Origin of the sequence: Bradyrhizobium sp. 186 (genome assembly GCF_023101685.1) — a bacterium.
Taxonomy (GTDB): domain Bacteria; phylum Pseudomonadota; class Alphaproteobacteria; order Rhizobiales; family Xanthobacteraceae; genus Bradyrhizobium.
Genome location: NZ_CP082164.1, coordinates 268149 through 288555, shown reverse-complemented (window position 1 = coordinate 288555; position 20407 = coordinate 268149). Strand labels below are relative to the sequence as shown.

General features: G+C 64.6%; 16 protein-coding genes and 1 tRNA gene. 13 read left to right on the top strand and 4 right to left on the bottom strand.

The features are described 5' to 3' along the window. Positions 1–151 precede the first annotated feature (151 nt). From IVB18_RS01355 to IVB18_RS01300, 12 genes are all read left to right on the top strand, one after another. Entirely contained in the window at positions 152–1888 is a 1737-nt protein-coding gene (locus tag IVB18_RS01355) for an EAL domain-containing protein (RefSeq protein WP_247987557.1), read from the top strand. Positions 1889–2192: 304 nt separating this feature from the next. After that, positions 2193–3632 (top strand): sigma 54-interacting transcriptional regulator, encoded by a 1440-nt coding sequence (locus IVB18_RS01350; protein WP_247987556.1) that lies wholly within the window; start codon positions 2193–2195, stop codon positions 3630–3632. Positions 3633–3827: 195 nt separating this feature from the next. Continuing rightward, the gene (locus IVB18_RS01345; protein WP_247987555.1) at positions 3828–5138 is read left to right on the top strand and encodes an MFS transporter; all 1311 of its coding nucleotides are present in this window, start codon (positions 3828–3830) and stop codon (positions 5136–5138) included. A 124-nt stretch (positions 5139–5262) separates the two neighbouring features. Further along, a complete protein-coding gene (locus IVB18_RS01340; protein ID WP_256476686.1) occupies positions 5263–7317 on the top strand; it encodes an acyl CoA:acetate/3-ketoacid CoA transferase in 2055 nt (684 codons plus the stop codon). Positions 7318–7422: 105 nt separating this feature from the next. Continuing rightward, a complete protein-coding gene (locus IVB18_RS01335) occupies positions 7423–8607 on the top strand; it encodes a substrate-binding domain-containing protein (protein ID WP_247987554.1) in 1185 nt (394 codons plus the stop codon). A 63-nt stretch (positions 8608–8670) separates the two neighbouring features. Then, a complete protein-coding gene (locus IVB18_RS01330; RefSeq protein WP_247987553.1) occupies positions 8671–9450 on the top strand; it encodes an ABC transporter ATP-binding protein in 780 nt (259 codons plus the stop codon). Next, positions 9447–10169, top strand: coding sequence for an ABC transporter ATP-binding protein (locus IVB18_RS01325; protein WP_247987552.1), 723 nt, complete (start codon positions 9447–9449; stop codon positions 10167–10169). Before IVB18_RS01330 ends, IVB18_RS01325 begins: the two co-directional genes overlap by 4 nt. Further along, positions 10166–11176, top strand: a complete 1011-nt coding sequence (locus IVB18_RS01320) for a branched-chain amino acid ABC transporter permease (RefSeq protein WP_247987551.1) — start codon at positions 10166–10168, stop codon at positions 11174–11176. The genes IVB18_RS01325 and IVB18_RS01320 overlap by 4 nt, the downstream gene beginning before the upstream one ends. Then, a complete protein-coding gene (locus tag IVB18_RS01315; protein WP_247987550.1) occupies positions 11173–12258 on the top strand; it encodes a branched-chain amino acid ABC transporter permease in 1086 nt (361 codons plus the stop codon). The genes IVB18_RS01320 and IVB18_RS01315 overlap by 4 nt, the downstream gene beginning before the upstream one ends. Positions 12259–12432: 174 nt before the next feature. Continuing rightward, the gene (locus IVB18_RS01310; protein WP_247987549.1) at positions 12433–15546 is read left to right on the top strand and encodes an EAL domain-containing protein; all 3114 of its coding nucleotides are present in this window, start codon (positions 12433–12435) and stop codon (positions 15544–15546) included. A gap of 1 nt (position 15547) precedes the next feature. Beyond that, positions 15548–16591 (top strand): diguanylate cyclase, encoded by a 1044-nt coding sequence (locus IVB18_RS01305; protein WP_247987548.1) that lies wholly within the window; start codon positions 15548–15550, stop codon positions 16589–16591. Between the two features lie 59 nt (positions 16592–16650). After that, positions 16651–16727 (top strand) — tRNA-Arg (locus tag IVB18_RS01300). 53 nt (positions 16728–16780) lie between these two features. Here IVB18_RS01300 and IVB18_RS01295 read toward each other — a convergent pair. Then, complete coding sequence (locus tag IVB18_RS01295; RefSeq protein ID WP_346732691.1) at positions 16781–17074, bottom strand: hypothetical protein; 294 nt, start codon at positions 17072–17074, stop codon at positions 16781–16783. A 212-nt stretch (positions 17075–17286) separates the two neighbouring features. Next, the gene (locus IVB18_RS01290) at positions 17287–17973 is read right to left on the bottom strand and encodes a DNA-3-methyladenine glycosylase I (RefSeq protein WP_247987546.1); all 687 of its coding nucleotides are present in this window, start codon (positions 17971–17973) and stop codon (positions 17287–17289) included. Positions 17974–18181: 208 nt separating this feature from the next. Between IVB18_RS01290 and IVB18_RS01285 the strand changes: the two genes are divergently transcribed. Further along, positions 18182–19009 (top strand): metallophosphoesterase, encoded by an 828-nt coding sequence (locus tag IVB18_RS01285; protein ID WP_247987545.1) that lies wholly within the window; start codon positions 18182–18184, stop codon positions 19007–19009. Here IVB18_RS01285 and IVB18_RS01280 read toward each other — a convergent pair. Together IVB18_RS01280 and IVB18_RS01275 are read right to left on the bottom strand one after the other, a co-directional pair. Next, positions 18948–19433 (bottom strand): cyclic nucleotide-binding domain-containing protein, encoded by a 486-nt coding sequence (locus tag IVB18_RS01280; protein ID WP_247987544.1) that lies wholly within the window; start codon positions 19431–19433, stop codon positions 18948–18950. The two genes, IVB18_RS01285 and IVB18_RS01280, sit on opposite strands and share 62 nt — an antisense overlap. Positions 19434–19638: 205 nt before the next feature. Beyond that, positions 19639–20379 carry a di-trans,poly-cis-decaprenylcistransferase gene (locus IVB18_RS01275; protein ID WP_247987543.1) on the bottom strand — a complete coding sequence of 247 codons (741 nt, stop codon included), beginning with the start codon at positions 20377–20379 and terminating at the stop codon, positions 19639–19641. Positions 20380–20407 lie beyond the last annotated feature (28 nt).

Sequence of the window (20407 nt, the reverse complement as noted above, 5' to 3'; positions counted from 1 at the left end):
TAATGACGATCGCCTGCGCGTGCTGCAATGCCGCAGGTTCGCCCTCGACACTCCCGTATTTCTGCGGACCGCTTAACCAAACCTAAGAGGGAACTGCGCAAGATCGCGTTCATTGCAAAGGCGCGCTGAAACAACAAGATTCATGACTTCTATGAACGACAGTAAATATTCCGGCGCGACTGAGGCCGAACTCGGATTCCTCAAGGAGATCGTTAAATTGCTGCCGGCCGGCCTGACCGTGCAGGACGCGCATGGCGAGCTTCTGCTGGTTAACGATGCCGCGGCGGCCCTGCTCGGCATGGACGGCAGCCGGCCGTCGCCGGATCTTGCGCAACGCCGGGAGGCCTGCCGGCAGGCGCTGAGCGCCGGCCAGCCCGTCGTCACCGAGGAAGCGCTCCACGACGGAGCTGCACGCCAGGTGCTGCTCACCACCCATCGTCCGGTCCACCTCGCCGGACGCCAGCTCCTGATCTCGGCTTCCGCAGACATCACCGAGCAGAAGAATTTCGAGGACCAGCTGTTCCGCTCGGCCTATTTCGACGAGCTGACCGGGCTGCCTTCGCGGCGTGTGATCGAGCATCGCGCCAACAGCCTGCTGGCGCGCGATGGCGTCGGCGAGCGCTTTGCGCTCGCCTTTCTCGACGTCGACAATTTCAAGCACATCAACGACTATTACGGCCATACGGTCGGCGATACGCTGCTGGTCGAGCTGTCGAAGCGGCTCGGGCGGGATCTGCGCGAATCCGACATGCTGTCGCGCATCTCCGGCGACGAATTCCTGCTGCTGCTGTCACCGATCCAGAGCCAGGAGGAAGTCGCCGAATTCATGCAGTCGGCGCTGGAGCGGCTGACCGCGCCGTTCTTCATCGACAATTCGGAAGTCTTCGCCTCCACCTCCGTCGGCGTCAGCCTCTACCCCGATCACGGCCGCAGCTTCGAGACGCTGCGCCAGAACGCCGATATCGCGATGTACCGCATCAAGAACAACGGCAAGGGATCGGCAGCCTTCTTCGATTCCGGCATGGAGCGCGAGGCACTCGCGCGGATGAAGATCGAGCAGTCGCTGCGGCTTGCAATTCTCGAGAAGCGCTTCTGCTGCGCGTTCCAGTCCAAGGTCGACATTAGGACCCAGGCCGTAAAGGGCATCGAGGCCCTGGTGCGCCTGCGCGACGACGAAGGCGTCATCCAGGCGCCCGGCTCGTTCATCAATCTGGCCACTGAGCTCGGGCTGATCGACGAACTGACCCATCTCGTGCTCGCCGAGATCGTGAAATCGATCGACCTGATCAACGACACTTTTGGCGCGGAAGCGAGCATCAGCATCAACGTGGCCGCCAAGCAGGCCGGCAATCCTGAATTCATGCGGGCGTTTTCACGCGCGCTGGAGGCGACCGGGTTCCCCGCCCGCTTCATGATCGAGCTGACGGAAGAGGCATTCGTCGCCAAGAATCATTTCCAGTCCGAGATCCTGCCGATGTTCCGCAAGCTCGGCGTCGGCATCTCGATCGACGATTTCGGCACCGGCTATTCCTCGCTCTCGGCGCTCGCCGACATCACCGCCGATGAAATCAAGATCGACCGTTCCTTCATCACCGACATTCACAAGCGTCCGCGCAACCAGGGCATCTTGCGCGCGATCGAATCCCTGAGCGAGGCGCTCGGCATGACCGTCATCGCCGAAGGCCTCGAATCCTACGAGGAACTGGCCTATCTGCAGGCCGCAACCAAGATCCGCTATGCGCAGGGTTATTATTTCTCCCGCCCGATCTTCCTGGAAGAGCTGAAGCTCGCAACGCCCGCCTCCAGCGAGTCTCGCGCCAGCGTCACCAGCCGCCCGATGCAGCAGAACCGGCAGGGCTATTCGCGGGCGAGCGGATACCGGCGGTAGGGCGCGGAGGCAGATCGCCGCCAAGACGCGAAGGCGGCACGACGATCTCGGTGTCTTCCTGGCGAAAGCCAGGACCCATTACCCCAGGGAGCGGTTGCGGCGCGAGATAGCGGTTACCCATCTTCGCCAAAACAGCTCTTGGGGTAATGGGTCCTGGATCTGCGCTACGCTTGTCCAGGACGACAGCTGGGGGCTGGGGCAAACCTCCGCGCAGTCCGTTTTCGTCCTTTGAAATTGCTGGCCTTTTGGTAATAAGCAGACGGCCCTCCCAAGCCCGCGGGCCTGGCAGCCATCGAGGTACGCCATGCCTGTTCCTTCCGCCGTCAGCGACCCCGCCTATATCCGCGCGCGTGCGATGGAGACGCTGTTCGAGCGGCTGGAAACTCTCTGCGAGGGCGCCATCGCGATCGATCGCGGCGGGCGGGTGGTTTATGTCAACGAGAAGTACCTCGCGGCGCTCGGACTGAAACGGACCGACGAGGCGATCGGCCGGCCGATCGAGGAGATCATCCCCAACAGCCTGATGCGCAAGGTGGCCGAGACCGGCGAGCCAATCCTGCTCGACATCATGGAGCTCGGCGGCGAGCAGCTCGTCGTCACGCGCATGCCGATCGAGGACGAGAACCGCAAAGTCATCGGCGCGATCGGCTTCGTGCTGTACGACCACCTGGAAAGCCTCAAACCCCTGCTCGCCCGCGTCACCCAGCTTGAGAGCGACCTGCGGCTGGCGCGACGGCAATTGTCGAACGCCCGTGCGGCGCGCTTCACTTTCGCCGATTTCGTCGGCGGCACGCCGGCGATTGCCCGGGCCAAGGAGCTCGCGGGCCGCGCCGCGCGGCAGAGCGTCACGGTGCTTCTCACCGGCGAGACCGGGACCGGCAAGGAGATGCTGGCGCAGGCGATCCACAACGCCTCCTCCCGTGCAGAGAAACCGTTCGTCAGCGTCAACGTCGCCGCCATTCCCGACACGCTGATCGAATCCGAATTTTTCGGCACCGCGCCCGGCGCCTATACCGGTGCCGACCGCAAGGGCCGTGAGGGGAAGTTCCGCGTCGCCGACGGCGGCACGCTGTTCCTCGACGAGATCGGCGAGATGCCGCTCCAGCTCCAGGCAAAACTCCTGCGCGTCTTGCAGGAGCGCGAGATCGAGCCGCTCGGGTCGGACAAGGTGTCGAGGGTCGACGTGCGCGTGGTTGCTGCCACCAATGTCGATTTGCACAAGCGCGTCAGCGACGGCGCATTCCGGGCCGATCTCTACTACCGTCTGAACGTGCTTGCGATCGACCTGCCGCCCCTGCGCGATTGCCTCGATGACTTACCCGATATCTGCTCGCGATTGCTCGATGACATCAGCGCATCCGGCGACTACGTCAACGTCAGGATCACGCCGAGCGCGCTTGCTGCGCTCGCCCGTTACGACTGGCCGGGCAATGTCCGCGAACTCCGCAACATCCTGGAACGCGCGCTGATCCTCAGCGATTCCGGGCGGCTGACCGGCGACGATTTCGTCCGCATCCTGCCTGTCGGCGCGGATGCAAGGCCTGCGGCGCCGGTGCGATCGACCGGCATCGTGGTGCCTTATGCGGAGGCCGAGGCCGAATTCGAGAAGCACACGCTCGAACAGGCACTCGCCGCCAGCAACGGCCAGATCTCGGAAGCAGCCAAGATGCTGCGGATCTCGCGTGCGATCTTCTACAAGAAGCTCGCCAAGTTCGGCTTGGCCTCGGGACCGGCCCCCGTCTGAGTTTCGAGACTCGGACTGTCCGGAGTCTCGGATTCCTGACAGGGTATCCTGCGCCACTTTCCCGACCCAGGCGCGGAAATTGCCGGATTTTCAGCCACTTTGCGTAAACCGATCGCATCTGGCGCGGAGCTTGCTCTTCGCTTTGCACAATGACGCATGCTGCACATGCGCATTCGCAAACAGGGAGGACGCCAGATGAGTGAAGCGATCACAGTCCATCAGCTTCAGGCGAAACAGCCGTCGCACGTGACGGTCGCCACCGCGAGCCTGATCGGCACCGCCATCGAATGGTACGATTTCTTCCTCTACGGCACCGCGGCGGCGCTGATCTTCAACAAGCTATTCTTTCCGACCTTCGACGCGACGGTCGGCACGCTCTTGGCCTTCGGGACCTACGCTCTCGGTTTCATCGCGCGTCCGCTCGGCGGCGTCGTGTTCGGCCATTACGGCGACAAGATCGGCCGCAAGACCATGCTCTATCTCACGCTCCTGATCATGGGCGCCGCGACCGCGGCGATCGGCTTCCTGCCGACCTACGAGACCGCCGGTATTTGGGCTGCGGTCCTGCTCGTCACCTGCCGCCTGATCCAGGGTTTTGGGTTAGGCGGTGAATGGGGCGGGGCCGTGCTGATGGCGGTCGAGCACGCACCGGAGGACAAGAAGGGTTTCTACGGCAGCTGGCCACAGATGGGGGCGCCGCTCGGCCTGGTGCTCGGCACGCTGGTGTTCTCAGTGGTGTCGTCGATGCTGACCGACGCCCAGCTCTACGCCTGGGGCTGGCGCATCCCGTTCCTGTTCTCGATGGCGCTGGTGCTGGTCGGCCTGTGGATCCGCTTCACCATCGCGGAATCGCCGGAGTTCCAGAAGGTCAAGGACACCAAGCAGGAGGTGAAGATGCCGATCGTCGAGGCGATCCGCATGTATCCCAAGAACATCCTGCTGGCGATGGGCGCGCGATTCGCGGAGAATGGCTTCTTCTACATCTACGCCACCTTCGTGCTGGCCTACGCGACGCAATCGCTTGGCATGAACAAGCAGGACATGCTCAATGGCGTGCTGATCGGAGCGGCGATCGAGACCTTCACCATTCTCGCCTTCGGGGCGCTGTCCGATCGCGTCGGGCGGCGGCCGATCTACATCTTCGGCGCGGTGTTCTCGGCGCTGATGTCGTTCCCGCTGTTCATGCTGCTGGCGACCAAGAATCCGCAACTGGCCTGGATCGCGATTGTGCTCGGTCTCGCCATTGGTCATGCCGCGATGTACGGCCCGCAGGCGAGCTTCCTGTCGGAGCTGTTCGGCACCAAGGTGCGCTACAGCGGCGTCTCGCTCGGCTACAATCTTGCCTCGATCTTCGCCGGCGCACTGTCGCCGCTGATCGCCACTGGCCTGATGACGGCCTACGCGCCCGCGACCTGGCCGATCTCGCTCTACATGATCGTGCTGGCGCTCATCACCGTCGTCTCGGTTTATTTCGCCACCGAAACACGCAAGATCGTTCAGTCCTGAACGGACTGATCGCAACCCTCACGGCGCCGGAGCGGCTGGTCGCGGGCCGCTCCGGGCGATACGAACAAGGCAAAGCAAGACAAACGGGGTCATGCGGCCTGCAACAGATATGGGAGGAAACGCCGTGAGCCAGCATCCTGCCTTGCCCTACCTGCCCAACTCCGAGAAGGGCAAGATCGTCACGGCGGCCGAGGCCGTCATGCTGATCCGCGACGGCGACACGGTCGCGACCGGCGGCTTCGTCGGCATCGGCTTTGCCGAGGAGATCGCGCTAGCGCTCGAAGAGCTCTATCTCTCCAATGAGGGCGATGCGCCCTACACGCAAGGCAAGCCGCGCAACCTGACGCTGGTCTATGCTGCGGGTCAGGGCGACGGCAAGCATCGTGGCCTCAACCATTTCGCGCATGAAGGGCTGGTCCGCCGCGTGATCGGCGGCCATTGGGGCCTCGCACCGAAACTTCAGCAACTCGCGATCGCCAACCAGATCGAGGCCTACAATCTGCCGCAAGGCGTGATCACGCATCTGTTCCGCGACATCGCAGCGCACCGGCCCGGGCACATCACCCGCGTCGGCATGGGCACGTTCGTCGATCCGCGCCATGACGGCGGCAAGCTGAACGCGCGTACCACCGAGGACATGGTGGAGCTGATCATGATCGGCGGCGAAGAGTGCCTGCTCTACAAGACATTCCCGATCCATGTCGGAATCATCCGCGCCACCACCGGCGATCCCGACGGCAACCTCACGATGGAGAAGGAGGCGCTGACGCTGGAAGCGCTCGCCATCGCCATGGCCGCGCATAATTCCGGCGGCATCGTCATCGCCCAGGTCGAGCGCGTCGCCGAGAGCGGCAGCCTCAATCCGCGCCAGGTCAAGATCCCCGGCATCCTCGTCGATTGCGTGGTCGTGGCCAAGCCCGAGCACCACTGGCAGACCTTCGGCACCCAATACAGTCCGGCCTTCAGCAGCGAAATCCGGGTGCGCGCCGCCTCGCTGCCGGTGATGCCGATGAGCGAGCGCAAGATCATCGCCCGGCGGGCCGCCTTCGAGCTCAAGGCCAACAGCGTGGTCAATCTCGGCATCGGCATGCCCGAGGGCATCGCCTCGGTCGCCAATGAAGAGCGGATCATCGACCTCATCACGCTGACCGCGGAGCCGGGTGTGATCGGCGGGATCCCAGCGAGCGGCATCGATTTCGGCGCGGCGATCAACACGCAGGCCGTGATCGATCAGCCCTATCAGTTCGACTTCTATGACGGCGGCGGCCTCGATGCGGCCTTCCTCGGCCTCGCGCAGGTCGACCGGGCCGGCAACCTCAACGTCAGCAAGTTCGGGCCAAAGCTCGCCGGCGCCGGCGGGTTCATCAATATCAGCCAGAACGCCAAGGAGGTCGTGTTCGTCGGCACGTTCGGTGCTGGCAGGCAGCGCATCGCGGTCAACGACGGCAGGCTTTCGATCCTGGAGGAAGCGACGTCACACAAATTCGTCGACAAGGTCGAGCACGTCACCTTCAGCGGCCCGTTTGCCGCCGCGCGGCAGCAGCGCGCGCTGTATGTCACCGAGCGCTGCGTCTTTGCGCTGCGCCCCAACGGGCTCGAACTGATCGAAGTCGCGCCCGGTATCGACATCGAGCGCGACATTCTACGCCTGATGGATTTCAAGCCGCTGATCCCACGCGACCCGGCCTTGATGGATGGGCGCATCTTCCGCGACGAATCGATGGGCCTGCGCGAGCGCCTGCTGACCATCCCGCTCGACCAGCGTTTCACGCTGGACGAGCGGCAGAACCTCTTCTTCGTCAACCTGGAACGCTATCCGCTGCGCAGCAAGGCCGACATCGACGCCATTGCGCGGATCGTCGAGGCCAGGCTCGCCCCGCTCGGCCGCCGGGTCTACGCCATCGTCAACTATGACAACTTCTCGATCCTGCCGGAACTGCTCGATGACTATTCGGCCATGGTCCGCAGCCTCGTCGACCGTTTCTATTCCGGCGTCTCACGCTACACCACGTCCGGCTTCCTGCGCATCAAGCTCGGTGAGGCCCTGGAGAAGCGCGGCGTAGCGCCGCACATCTTCGAGAGTGCGGACGAGGCGCAATCAGACTGGCGGCAGATCGAAGGAGGCGGCTCTTCCGCCGGATCGGGCGACGTACGCGCGACGCGGCAGGCCCAAAAATGATGCACGCTCGTATGTCGGCGGGCTCGGCCGGAAGGTTGGATTGCAATGTTAGTACTGTTATGCAAATCGCTGTTGCAGAGAAACTTTGAATCAGGAGGGACCACCGTGCGTCGATCACTCATTTTAACAGCAGCCATTCTCGGCCTGGCCGCGAGCAGCTCCGCGCGGGCCGACGACCTCAAGGTCGCGCTGATCTACGGCAAGACCGGGCCGCTGGAGGCCTATGCCAAGCAGACCGAGACCGGCCTGCAAATGGGCTTCGAATACGCCACCAAGGGCACGATGATGCTCGACGGCCGCAAGATCGTCGTCATCACCAAGGACGACCAGGGCAAGCCGGACCTCTCCAAGGCCGCGCTCGCCGAAGCCTATCAGGACGACAAGGCCGACATCGCGATCGGCACGACCTCGTCGGCCGCGGCACTCGCGATCCTGCCCGTCGCCGAAGAGAACAAGAAGATCCTGATCGTCGAGCCGGCGGTCGCGGACCAGATTACCGGCGAGAAGTGGAATCGCTACATCTTCCGCACGGCGCGCAACTCCTCGCAGGACGCGATCTCGAACGCGGTCGCGATCGGCAAGCAGGGCGTCACCGTGGCGACGCTGGCGCAGGACTACGCCTTCGGCCGTGACGGCGTCGCCGCCTTCAAGGAAGCGCTCGCCAAGACCGGCGCGACGCTTGCTGCGGAAGAATATGCCCCGACCTCCACCACCGATTTCACCGCGGTCGGCCAGCGCCTGTTCGACGCTCTGAAGGACAAGCCGGGCCGCAAGGTGATCTGGGTGATCTGGGCCGGCGCCGGCAATCCGCTGGCAAAGCTCCAGGACATGGATCCGAAGCGCTACGGCATCGAGTTGTCCACCGGCGGCAACATCCTGCCGGCGCTGGCCGCCTACAAGGGCCTGCCCGGCATGGAGGGCGCGACCTACTATTTCTATGCTATCCCGAAGAACCCGGTGAACGACTGGCTGGTCGCCGAGCACCAGAAGCGCTTCAACGCGCCGCCTGACTTCTTCACCGCGGGCGGCTTTGCGGCCGCGATGTCCGTCGTCGCCGCCGTCACCAAGGCGAAGTCGACCGACACCGAGAAGCTGATCACCGCGATGGAAGGCCTCGAGTTCGACACGCCGAAGGGCAAGATGGTGTTCCGGAAAGAAGACCATCAGGCGCTCCAGAGCATGTATCACTTCAAGGTCAAGGTCGATCCGAACGTCGCCTGGGCTGTGCTCGAGCCGGTGCGCGAGCTGAAGATCGAGGACATGGACGTTCCGGTCCGCAACAAGCGCTGATATCCCATCTCCTCTCCCCGCATGTGCGGGGAGAGGTCGTTCAAACTCCCCAGAGTTATCCTGATGGCCCTGACGTTAGAGACGCGCGACCTCACCATCCGCTTCGGCGGCCATGTCGCGGTCAACAACGTCACCTGCAGCTTCCGCCCGGGCGAGCTCACCGCCATCGTCGGCCCGAATGGCGCCGGCAAGACCACCTATTTCAACCTGATCTCGGGCCAGTTGCGCGCGTCGAGCGGCAGCATCCTGTTCGACGGCACCGACATCACGCAGCATTCCGCGCCACTGCGCACCCGTGCAGGCCTGGGCCGCGCCTTCCAGCTCACGAATCTGTTCCCGAACCTGACGGTGGAAGAAAACGTCCGCCTCGCCGTGCAGGCCGCCGACGGCACCCATTACGACATGCTGCGGCCCTGGATGGTGCGGCGCGACCTGATCGCCCGCGCCGACGCCATCCTCGACCAGGTCGCGCTTGGTACCCGCCGCGGTGTCGCCGCGACCGCGCTGTCGCACGGCGATCAGCGCAAGCTCGAGGTCGCGCTGATGATCGCGCTCGAGCCGAAGGTCTTCATGTTCGACGAGCCGACCGCGGGCATGAGCATCGACGAGGTGCCGGTCGTCCTCAATTTGATCGCGCAACTCAAGCAGGACAGGAGCAAGATCATCCTCCTGGTCGAGCACAAGATGGATGTGGTGCGCTCGCTCGCCGACCGCATCATCGTGCTGCATAACGGCCAGCTCGTCGCCGACGGCCTGCCGGCCGAGGTGATCGCCTCGCCGATCGTGCAGGAAGCCTATCTCGGCATTGCCCCGAAGAACGCGACATCAGGGAGTGCAGCATGACGGATCTGCTCAAACTCTCCGGCGTGCACACCCATATCGGCCGCTACCACATCCTCCAGGGCATCGATCTCGCGGTGGCGCAGGGGCAGACCACGATGCTGCTCGGCCGCAACGGCGCCGGCAAGACCACAACGCTGCGCACCATCATGGGTCTCTGGCAGGCATCAAGCGGCGAAATCAGCCTCGCCGGCGAGCGCATCGAGAGCCGCACCACGCCCGATATCGCGCGGCTCGGCGTCGGCTACGTGCCAGAGAGCATGGCGGTGTTCTCCGATCTCACGGTGAAGGAAAACCTGGTGCTGGCGGCACGCGACGGACCGCTCGACGATAGCCAGCTCGACTGGATTTTTGGCTTCTTCCCGGCACTGCGCCGGTTCTGGCTGTCGCGCGCCGGCAGCCTCTCGGGCGGCCAGAAGCAGATGCTTTCGATCGCGCGCGCCATCATCGAGCCGCGCAAGCTGCTGCTGATCGACGAGCCGACCAAGGGGCTGGCGCCCGCGATCGTGATGGCGCTGATCGAGTGCCTGAAGGAGATCAAGCGCAAGGGCGCCACCATTCTCATGGTCGAGCAGAATTTCTTCGCCGCCCGCGAGCTCGGCGACAACGTGCTGGTCATGGACAACGGCACCATCGTCCATCGCGGCGCGATGGCGGCCTTGGCCGCCGACGTGCCGCTCCAGGAGCGGCTGCTGGGCCTCAGCCTGGAGGCGCATCAATGACCGAGCTTGCCGCAACCGATCCGCTGCCGAAGCCGAAGCGCGATATCGCGCCGATCCTGCTGCCGATTGCGCTGGCGATCGCCGTGATCCCGCTGATCGGTTCGCCCAGCACCTGGCTGACGCTGACCGCCGCGAGCCTCGCCATGGGCATGATGATCTTCATCATGGCCTCCGGCCTGACGCTGGTGTTCGGCCTGATGGATGTGCTCAATTTCGGCCATGGCGCATTCATCGCGGTCGGCGCCTATGTCGCGACCCTGGTGCTGGCACCGTTCGCGGCCTCCATTCAGGCCGACTCGCTGTGGACCAACCTCGCGGTGCTGGCGCCGGCGGCGCTGCTCTCGATGGCCGTGTCCGGCGCGCTCGGCCTGATCGTCGAGCGTGTGCTGATCCTCCCGGTCTACGGCCAGCACCTGAAGCAGATTTTGATGACGACAGGCGGCCTGATCGTCGCCGAGCAGACGCTCTATGCGCTGTGGGGGCCGCAGATCATCCCGGCGCCGCTGCCGACTTCGCTGCGCGGCTCGTTCATCATGGGCGACGTCGCGATCGCGAAATACCGCGTCCTGGCGATGCTGATCGGCCTCGCCGTGTTCGTCGCGATCCAGCTCGTGCTCAATCGCACCAAGCTCGGCCTGTTGATCCGCGCCGGCGTCGAGAACCGCGAGATGGTGGAGGCGCTCGGATATCGCATCCGCCGGCTGTTCCTCGGCGTATTCATGACGGGATCGGCGCTCGCCGGCCTCGGCGGCGTGATGTGGGCGCTCTACCGCGAGCAGGTCCATGCCTCCATGAGCGACGAGCTCACGGTGCTGATTTTCGTCGTCGTCATCATCGGCGGACTGGGATCGATCGGCGGCTGCTTCATCGGTGCGATCCTCGTGGCCATGGTCGCCAATTACGGCGGCTTCCTGGTGCCGAAACTCGCCCTCGTGTCCAATATCCTGCTGATGGTCGCCATTCTGATGTGGCGGCCGCGCGGCCTCTATGCGGTGACCAGCCGATGATGATCCTGTCAGGCGATCCGCCCCGCAGCCGTGTCCTCACGCTCGTTCTCGTCGTCATCATCCTGGCACTGGCGGCGACGCCGTTCCTGTTTCCGGGCGCCAAGGCGCTGAACGTCGCGGCCAAGATCTGCGTCTTCGCGGCTCTGGTTGCGTCCTACGACCTTCTGCTCGGCTATACCGGCTCGGTGTCGTTCGCCCACACCATGTTCTACGGCATCGGCAGCTACGCGGTCGCGATCGCGCTGTATGGGATGGGCCCCAATTGGGCCGCGGTCGCAACCGGCATCGTCGTCGGCCTGCCGCTCGCGGCCCTGCTCGCGCTCGCCATCGGCCTGTTCTCGCTGCGGGTTGCGGCGATCTTCTTTGCCATGATCACGCTTGCGGTCGCCTCCGCCTTCCAGGTGCTGGCCTCGCAGCTTTCCTGGCTCACCGGTGGCGAAGACGGGCGCAGCTTTCAACTGCCGGAGCTGCTCAGGCCCGGCACGGTGCTGATCTCCAAGAGTCTCCTGGGCTTCGAGATCAACGGCCGGATCCTGACCTACTATCTGGTGTTTGCCACCTCGGCCGTGATGATCCTCGCCCTGTTGCGCGTGGTGAACTCGCCGTTCGGGCGGGTGTTGCAGGCGATCCGCGAGAACCGCTTCCGTGCCGAGGCGCTCGGCTTCCGCACCGTCTTCCATCTGACTTACGCCAACTGCCTCGCCGCGCTGGTCGCCGCCAGCGCCGGCATTTTGAACGCGCTATGGCTGCGCTATGCCGGCCCCGACACATCGCTCAGCTTCTCGATCATGCTGGACATCCTGCTGATGGTGGTGATCGGCGGCATGGGCACGATCTACGGCGCGATCATCGGGGCCACGATCTTCATCCTTGCCCAAAACTATCTGCAGTCGCTGATGGGCGTCGCCTCCAAGGCGGCATCGGAAGCCGGCCTGCCGCTGCTGCCGGGGCTGCTGCACCCCGACCGTTGGCTGCTGTGGCTCGGGCTGCTCTTCATTGCCAGCGTCTACTTCTTTCCGACCGGCGTGGTCGGACGGCTGCGCAATAGCGGCGGCAAGAAGAACGCAGGCGCCTCGCATTAAGCTGCGATTAATGATGCACCGCAGCGCTTGATGCCGGCGACGTGCAACCGCAGAGCGATTCCCGCATTGCGGCACGCCAGTGCGTTACGCAACCGCATTTAATCCTTAGGTAACTGGTTTTCCTAAGGTTTACGCCATTTGTGCATAGTATTCCTGTTCCCTCAGGGAGGGGGAATGCGCCAGGTCTTTTCCAAGATCGCATCCGGAATGTCCCTAGCCGCAAACAACGGCTGGGAGGCAGCGGCGCGGCGTGGCCCGGTGCTGTGGCTGACCCTGTGCGGCGCGCTGCTGGTTGCCGGCATCTTCGCGGTGACCGCCATGGCCGTCGGCGATTTTCGCGAGCGCACGCTGGCGAACCGTGAGCGCGAGCTGGAAAATACCGTTCAGTTGATCGCGCGCCATTTCGATCAGCAATTCGAGGACTCCGACGTCGTCGCCGCCGATCTGATCGGGCAGATGAACCTGCCGGAGATCACCTCGCCCGCGATGTTCCGCGCGCAGATGTCCGGACCTGCCGCAAACCAGATGCTGCGCGGCAAGCTCAGCGCGGTATCCTACCTCGGCGACATCGTGATCTACGACGCGGACGGCGACATCATCAACTGGTCGCGCGCCCAGCCCCTGCCTAACATCAACGTCTCGTCGCGCGCCTATTTCCAGACCTTCAAGTCGAACCCGCGATCCGAGCCGGTGCTGCTGGAATCCGTGCGCAGCTACGTCATCGGCAAATGGACCACGATCGTCGCGCGACGGCTGAACATGCCGGACGGCACTTTCCTCGGCGTCATGGTGCGGCGGATCGATCCCGACAACTATCACCGCTATTTGGCCTCCGTAGCGCTCGCCGAAGGCGCGGCCATTTCGCTGTTCGATCGCGAAGGCACGATGCTGGCGCGATACCCGCATGTCGAGGAGCTAATCGGCAGGAATTTCAGGGACGCGCCGCTGATGCGCAAGACGCTGACCGAAGGTGGTCGTCGGCACACGCTGCGCGTCAAGGGTCCGATCGACGGCGAGGACCGCCTCGGCTCGGCGGCCTCGCTTTCGCATTTCCCGCTGGTCATCGTCGCGACCAACACCACGAGCGCCGCGCTTGCGGACTGGCGCCATCAAACCGGCTTCATGGTCACCACGGCGACGCTTTCAGCCGCGGTGATTGCGCTGATCCTCTTCCTGATCATTCGCCAGATTAGCCGGCAGAACCGCGAGGCCCAGGAGCGGCTGGAAGCGGAGCGGCGGCGGCTCGACACCGCCCTGAACAACATGACGCAAGGGCTGATCCTGTACGACGCCGCCGGGTACATCGTCACTTGCAACCGCCGCTATGCCGATATGTTCGGCCTGTCCACGGACGTCATCAAGGCCGGCTGCCACATCCATGAGGCGATGTATCATCGCAAGGAGCGCGGAGCGTTCGAGGGCGACGTCGAGGCGTTTTGCGCCGACGTCATGAGGATCGTCGCCGAAGGCACGGTCTCGACGAGAGTCCATGAGCTGCCCAACGGCCGCGCGTTCCAGGTCATCAACACCCCGCTCGCGCAGGGCGGATGGGTCGCCACGATCGAGGACATCACCGAACGGCGCAATCTCGAGCAGGAGCGCGACCGCAACTACACTTTCCTGCGCGAGATCATCGACCATATTCCGTCGCAGATCACGGTGAAGGACGCCCGCACGCGGCGCTATTTGCTGATCAACGGCGTCGCCGAGCAGCAGTTCGGCCAGTCGCGTCAAGAGGTCGTCGGCAAGACGGCGTTCGACATCTTTCCCAAGCCGTCGGCGACGCTGGTGACCGAGGATGACAGCGAGGCTTTGCAATCGCCCAAGGGGTTGTTCAAAGACGAGCACCCTTGGCAGACCCAGGCCATGGGGCTGCGCTACATCACCTCGACCCGGATCGGCATTCGCGACGACGCCGGCGAGCCGCGCTACCTCATCCATGTCGTCGATGACGTCACCGAACGGCGGCGCGCCGACGAGAAGATCGCGCATATGGCGCATTATGATGCGCTGACCGACCTGCCCAACCGCGCGCTGTTCCGCGAGCAGATCGAGCGCGAGCTGGAGAAGGTCGGCGACGGCGGCCAGTTCGCGCTGCTCTATATCGACGTCGACGAGTTCAAGGGTATCAACGATTCGCTCGGCCACCACGTCGGCGACGAGTTGCTGAAGGCGATCGCGGGCCGCATCCGCGACTGCCTCAAGCAGGGCGACCTGATCGCACGGCTTGGCGGCGACGAATTCGCTGTCATCCAGACCGGGGTCGAATCCTCCGCCGATGTGCTGTCATTCGTGACCCGGATCCACGAGGCGATCCGCCGGCCCTATCACTGCCTCGGTCACCAGCTCTCGACCGATGCCAGCATCGGCATCGCGCTGGCGCCGCAGGACGGCACCGACCTCGATCAGCTCATCAAGAACGCCGACCTCGCGATGTATGGCGCCAAGGCGGAGGGACGCCGTACCTATCGCTTCTTCGTGCCCGCGATGGACGCGAGCGCCAAGGCGCGCCTCACCATGGAGCAGGACCTGCGCCAGGCGTTGGCCGACGGAGGCTTCCAGATCCACTATCAGCCGTTGGTCGATCTGCGCACGAACGAGGTCTCCGGCTGCGAGGCGCTGCTGCGCTGGCGCCATCCCGAGCGCGGCATGGTGTCGCCGGCCGAATTCATTCCGATCGCCGAGGATACCGGCCTGATCAACGAGCTCGGCGACTGGGTGCTGCGCACTGCCTGCAACGAGGCCGCGACCTGGCCGGCGCATGTGCGGCTCGCGGTCAACGTTTCGCCCGTGCAGCTCAAATGCGACACGCTCGCGCTCAAGATCGCAGGCGCGCTCGCCGCCTCCGGGCTTGACCCACGCCGGCTCGAGCTCGAAATCACCGAGGCCGTGCTGATCCGCGACGACGAGGCGGCGCTGTCGATCCTGCACCAGCTCCGCTCGATCGGCGTGCGCATCGCGCTCGACGATTTCGGTACCGGCTACTCCTCGCTGAGCTATCTGAAGCGCTTTCCGTTCGACAAGATCAAGATCGACCGCTGCTTCGTCGCCGACATCGCAGACGCCGGCGGCGCGCCCGTCATCGTGCAGGCGGTGGTGAACATCGCCGCCGCCAGCAACATGACCACGGTCGCCGAAGGCGTCGAGACCGGGGCCCAGCGCGAGATGCTGCGCGCGCTCGGCTGCACCGAGATGCAGGGCTATCTGTTCAGCGCCGCGAAGCCGGCCGCCGAGGTGCGGAAGCTATTCGGCCCGGGCGGCGACGCCCCGGTGGCAGCGGTGGCCTGAGATGGCGAAACCTACCAAAACCGTCGACATCGCGGATTCCTACGCGGTGCGGCTGATGCAGCATCTGGTGGTGCCGACCTTCGTGATCGACCCGAAGCGCCGCGTCGTGATCTGGAATCGCGCCTGCGAGCGGTTGACCGGCGTCGCCGCCTCGGAAGTGACGGGCACGACAAAGCACTGGCAGGCCTTCTACGAGACCAAGCGCCATTGCCTCGCCGATTTGGTCGCGCTCGACCGGCCGGGACAGCTGCCGGAGCTCTATTCGGAATATGCCGCGCGCGGTCACAACGGCCTCGGCTTCAGCGCGGAAAACTGGTGCGTGATGCCGAAGCTCGGCAGCCAGCTCTATCTCGCCATCGACGCCGGTCCGATTCACGACGAGGCCGGCAATCTGATCGCGGTGGTGGAGACGCTGCGCGACCTCACCGATCAGAAGCGCGCCGAGATGGCGCTCAAGGAGCTCGCCACCAAGGACGGCTTGACCGGGCTCTCGAACCGCCGCTCCTTCGACCAGATGCTGATGACGGAGTGGGCCCGCGCCCAGCGGACGCAGAAGCCCTTAGCGCTGCTGTTCGTCGACGTCGATCATTTCAAGCTGTTCAACGACCGGCACGGCCACCAGCCCGGGGACGAATGCCTGCGCGCGGTCGCCGCCGTCGTCAGCCGGCATGCGATGCGCCCGCTCGACCTCGCCAGCCGCTATGGCGGCGAGGAGTTCGCATTGATCCTGCCGGAGATGAATAGCGACGCCGCCTGTGCCATCGCCGAGGAGATTCGCAGTGCGGTCATGGCCTTGCGGATCGCCCATGCCGCCGTTGGGGCCGGCGACCACGTCACCCTCAGTGTCGGGGTCGCCAGCCACATCCCGGGCGAGAGCGATGGCGGACCCGACCGGCTGCTCGGATCGGCCGATGAGGCCCTGTACGCCGCAAAACGGCTCGGCCGCAACCGCGTCATCTGCGCCGAACGCCTGCTCGCCGAACTCGGCGGGCTCGGCCGCGACCCCTTGCCGGTTCCGGCGCCGGCCCGGCGCAAATCGGCCTAGCCGGCCGCGGCGAGAAGCGGTTGCCCGCCCCTCGCCAATCGGCTACATGAGGCCTCGTTGCACCCGTAGCTCAGCTGGATAGAGCGTTGCCCTCCGAAGGCAAAGGTCACACGTTCGAATCGTGTCGGGTGCGCCACGCCGTGGCGATTCTTCCCCACCAATCGACTGCCACTTTGTACCACCTAGCGCTCAGTGCTTCATCTGCTCGAACACGACGATCACACCGGTCGGCTCCGGCTCATGCGCCGTCAGGCGGGTCAGGTCCGAATCGCTCCAGTTGGCGAGACTGACGACTTCGCCGGTCTGGCGTTCTGCTCCGAGCGATGGGGCAGGTTCGAGGACCTTGAGCCCTGACTCATCGACGAAGAACGTGTGCTCGCCGAACATGCTGCTGAGCTGAGGCATGGCGGGATGCTCGTCGGGCAGCACCTGGGCGCCGAGTTGATGGATGGTCTGCTTCACCTGCGCGGATGTTAGCTTCATGAGCTGCTCCGTTTCTGTCATGTCCGGTTTCAATGGCTTGAGCCAGAGCGGGCGTTCCCTGCGCCTGTGTTCGCCTGGCTCAAACTCCCGAACGGGCGCCACGCACAAATGTTCCCGCAAAATGTATTTCGTGATCGCGAGTTGCATCTGCCGCGCTTACGTCGCGAGATCGCCACGCGATGATCACGATCCGGATGACGGGACGGGAACGTTCATTCGCTTCGTTGCTCGCCCACCGACAGCGCGCAGATGCGCGACAAGTATGTGTAGGACAGACCGGTCTCCTCGGCCCAGGCGTTGAACTGCGCCTGCACCCTGGCGAGATCGCGCTTTGACTTGACCTCTTCGGCAATGTCGAGGCCGGCATCACGCAGACAGGCGACGACGTCCCTGGACGTGACGAAGCCGTCCCAGCCGACGAAGCGCAGCAGCATCTGGCCGGTATTGCCGCCTAGCCGGCTGCCGCGCTTGGTGAGGAGATCGAGCAGGCCGATTTCGTCGGACGACGGCCAACTCGCCAGAAACTTGCCGAAGCTGCCGTGCTCCTTGGCGATCTCCTGGACGAAGGCGGCGTTGTCGCGCACCGAGAGAATCTTGGCACCGTTGCGCACGATGCGCGCGTCGCGCAGCAGGCCCTCCCAATAGTCTTCGGGCTGGAAGGCGAGCTTGGCCGGCTGGAAGTGCAGGAAGGCGTCTTTAAAACCGTCCCATTTCGCGTCGATCACGCTCCAGGCAAAGCCCGCGCAAAACACCCGCTTGGTCATCTCGGCGAGGATGCGATCGTCGCCGAGCCTGGCCAGCCGCTTCAGGTCGGGCTTTGCCGGCATCAGCTTGTCCAGCGCCTTGGGCCCGCCCTTGCGCTTTTCGGCGCGGGCGCGAACGGTCTTGAAGGAGGTCATGCGATCACCGCGTTGGGGGCGCGTCACGACATCAGAATTGGACGATCCGGTCCAGCCCTGCGACGCCCCGCCACTTGCGCGCCCGAATGCGTCGGAGCATGCTTCCCTGATCGGATTGAGAGATGCGGCGACCATGCTGGTCTGCTTCTTGCTTATGAACGTTTTGCAATTCCCAAACATTTTCAACGTCTGACCCACGGATTTCCAAATGCGCTGCCTGGTCGTGGCCGACCTGCACTACTCGCTGCCGCAGTTCGACTGGCTGGTCAGCGCGGCGCCGCAATTCGACCTCGTGATCTTCGCCGGCGATGCGCTCGACATCGGCTCGATGGTGGATTTTCGCGCGCAGATCGTGGTGGTGAAGAAATACCTTGCGTTGCTTGCCGCACAGACCAAGGTCATCCTCTGCTCCGGCAATCACGATCTCGACGAACGCAATGCGGACGGCGAGAAAGTCTCGCGCTGGATCTCGGAGGTCCGCGAGCTCGGCATTGCCTGCGACGGCGACAGCCTCACCATTGGCGATACGCTGTTCACGGTGTGCCCGTGGTGGGACGGTCCGCTGGTCAAGCAGCGCCTCGCCGATCAGCTGCGTGACGCCGCCACCGGCCGGCCGCAGCGATGGATCTGGGCGCATCATGCGCCGCCGGCGGATTCGCCGACGAGCTGGGGCGGCAAGCGCTTCTTCGGCGATGTCGAGCTGGTGCAGTGGATCATGCAATATCAGCCGTCGCTGGTGATCTCGGGCCATGTGCATCAATCGCCGTTCATCAAGGACGGCTCGTGGTTCGACCGGCTCGGCCCGACCTGGGTCGTCAACGCCGGCCTGCAACCCGGCCGGCCGCCGACGCACATCGTGCTGGACCTCGACGCTGACAAGGCGTTCTGGCTGGCGGCGGGCGAAGCACAGTGGATCGATCTCAGCGCGCCATTGAGGCGGCCGGCTCTGCCGGTCGAGGCTCCACCCGACTGGCTTACATCCTTGGATCGGATTGTCGATCCGAGCCTGGCGAGACCTCAAGCGGCGGCAGGTTGATCATGCTCTGGAGCACCTCGCCGACCATGGCCAGATGCGTGCCATGGCCGGCATATTGCCGCTTGAGATCGGCGAGATACGTATTGGCGACATTGAGCCGCTGCGCCAGCAGGCGCGCAATCAGGAGCGCGACCTCAGGCTCCCGCTTGAGGACCGAGGCGGCATCCTCGAACTCGTAGACGACCGCGTCGGAGCAGGCCCGCACCGTCGCCGTGTGCGGCTGTCCCAGCAGCACCGACATCTCACCGAGCACCGCGCCGGGCTCGGTGACGGTGGCGACCACCATCTCGCCCTTGAGCACCTCGAGCTTGCCTTGCATCAGCACATAGAGATGGCCGGTGGTGCCGCCCTCGGTGATGATGAGCGTCCCGGCCGTGACCTGCCGCTCCGTTCCGCCGGTGCAATAGTCCAGAACTGCGCGCATCGCCAAAAGCTCCCATCGCGGGAGATAGTAGAGCACGATCCGCGGAAGCGTGCAGCGATTTTCGATTGCGCTGCACGCCTGCTCAGGTTCGCGGCAAGCCCGGCTATCGCGGCAGGCGTTTTGCGAGGTGAACCGACTGCCAATCTCCGAGTCCGGTATCCCCGAACCCCGCTTTCTTCGCGAGCTCGCTTCCCTGTGCCGGACGTCACACACGGGAGAGTGAAGGCACCTCCTCCGGCATGATCGCCTGCAAGCCGCCGAAACGGCGCTCACGGCCGTGGAATGACGCCAACGCGTCCGCGAGATCGGCGGCATCGAATTCAGGCCACATCCGCTCGGTGAAGTGCAATTCCGCATAGGCGCCTTCCCACAGCAGGAAGTCCGACAGCCGCTTCTCGCCGCTGGTGCGGATGATGAGATCGACATCGCGCAAGCCGGCCTCGCCGGTGACGAGCTGCGAGAATGCCTCGCGGGTGAGGTTCGTCAGCGCGGCCGCCTTCGCGGCGGCATTGAGGATGGCGTCGCGCGCGGAATAGTCGACGGCGATGCGCAGATGCAGCGTACGGCCATGCGTGGTGGCGTCCTCCGCGCGCGCAATGGCGTTAGCGATGCCGTCCGGAAGCCGGTCGCGGCGGCCGATCACGGTGAGGCGCACGCCGTTTTTCACCAGGCTCTGCACCTCGTTGGCGAGATAGAAGCGCAACAGCGTCATCAGCGCGGCGACCTCGGCTTTCGGCCTGCGCCAATTGTCGGTGGAGAAGGCGTAGAGCGTCAGCGTGCCGATGCCCTGCTTGGGCGCGATCTCGACGATGCGGCGGATCGCCTCGACGCCGGCTTCATGACCGCGCGCGCGCGACAGGCCGCGGCGCGTCGCCCATCGTCCGTTGCCGTCCATGATGATGCCGACATGAAGCTTTTCGGTTTGGGACGTGACGTCACTTTGCATTGCAAAGTCTCCGGTCAAAAAAGGGGAC

Coding starts and splice junctions, on each gene's coding strand:
- IVB18_RS01320 (WP_247987551.1), top strand. CDS start 10,166: ATGACCGAGCTTGCCGCAACCGATCCGCTGCCGAAGCCGAAGCGCGAT.
- IVB18_RS01285 (WP_247987545.1), top strand. CDS start 18,182: ATGCGCTGCCTGGTCGTGGCCGACCTGCACTACTCGCTGCCGCAGTTC.
- IVB18_RS01315 (WP_247987550.1), top strand. CDS start 11,173: ATGATGATCCTGTCAGGCGATCCGCCCCGCAGCCGTGTCCTCACGCTC.
- IVB18_RS01275 (WP_247987543.1), bottom strand. CDS start 20,379: ATGCAAAGTGACGTCACGTCCCAAACCGAAAAGCTTCATGTCGGCATC.
- IVB18_RS01355 (WP_247987557.1), top strand. CDS start 152: ATGAACGACAGTAAATATTCCGGCGCGACTGAGGCCGAACTCGGATTC.
- IVB18_RS01325 (WP_247987552.1), top strand. CDS start 9,447: ATGACGGATCTGCTCAAACTCTCCGGCGTGCACACCCATATCGGCCGC.
- IVB18_RS01345 (WP_247987555.1), top strand. CDS start 3,828: ATGAGTGAAGCGATCACAGTCCATCAGCTTCAGGCGAAACAGCCGTCG.
- IVB18_RS01350 (WP_247987556.1), top strand. CDS start 2,193: ATGCCTGTTCCTTCCGCCGTCAGCGACCCCGCCTATATCCGCGCGCGT.
- IVB18_RS01310 (WP_247987549.1), top strand. CDS start 12,433: ATGCGCCAGGTCTTTTCCAAGATCGCATCCGGAATGTCCCTAGCCGCA.
- IVB18_RS01290 (WP_247987546.1), bottom strand. CDS start 17,973: ATGACCTCCTTCAAGACCGTTCGCGCCCGCGCCGAAAAGCGCAAGGGC.
- IVB18_RS01305 (WP_247987548.1), top strand. CDS start 15,548: ATGGCGAAACCTACCAAAACCGTCGACATCGCGGATTCCTACGCGGTG.
- IVB18_RS01295 (WP_346732691.1), bottom strand. CDS start 17,074: ATGAAGCTAACATCCGCGCAGGTGAAGCAGACCATCCATCAACTCGGC.
- IVB18_RS01330 (WP_247987553.1), top strand. CDS start 8,671: ATGGCCCTGACGTTAGAGACGCGCGACCTCACCATCCGCTTCGGCGGC.
- IVB18_RS01280 (WP_247987544.1), bottom strand. CDS start 19,433: ATGCGCGCAGTTCTGGACTATTGCACCGGCGGAACGGAGCGGCAGGTC.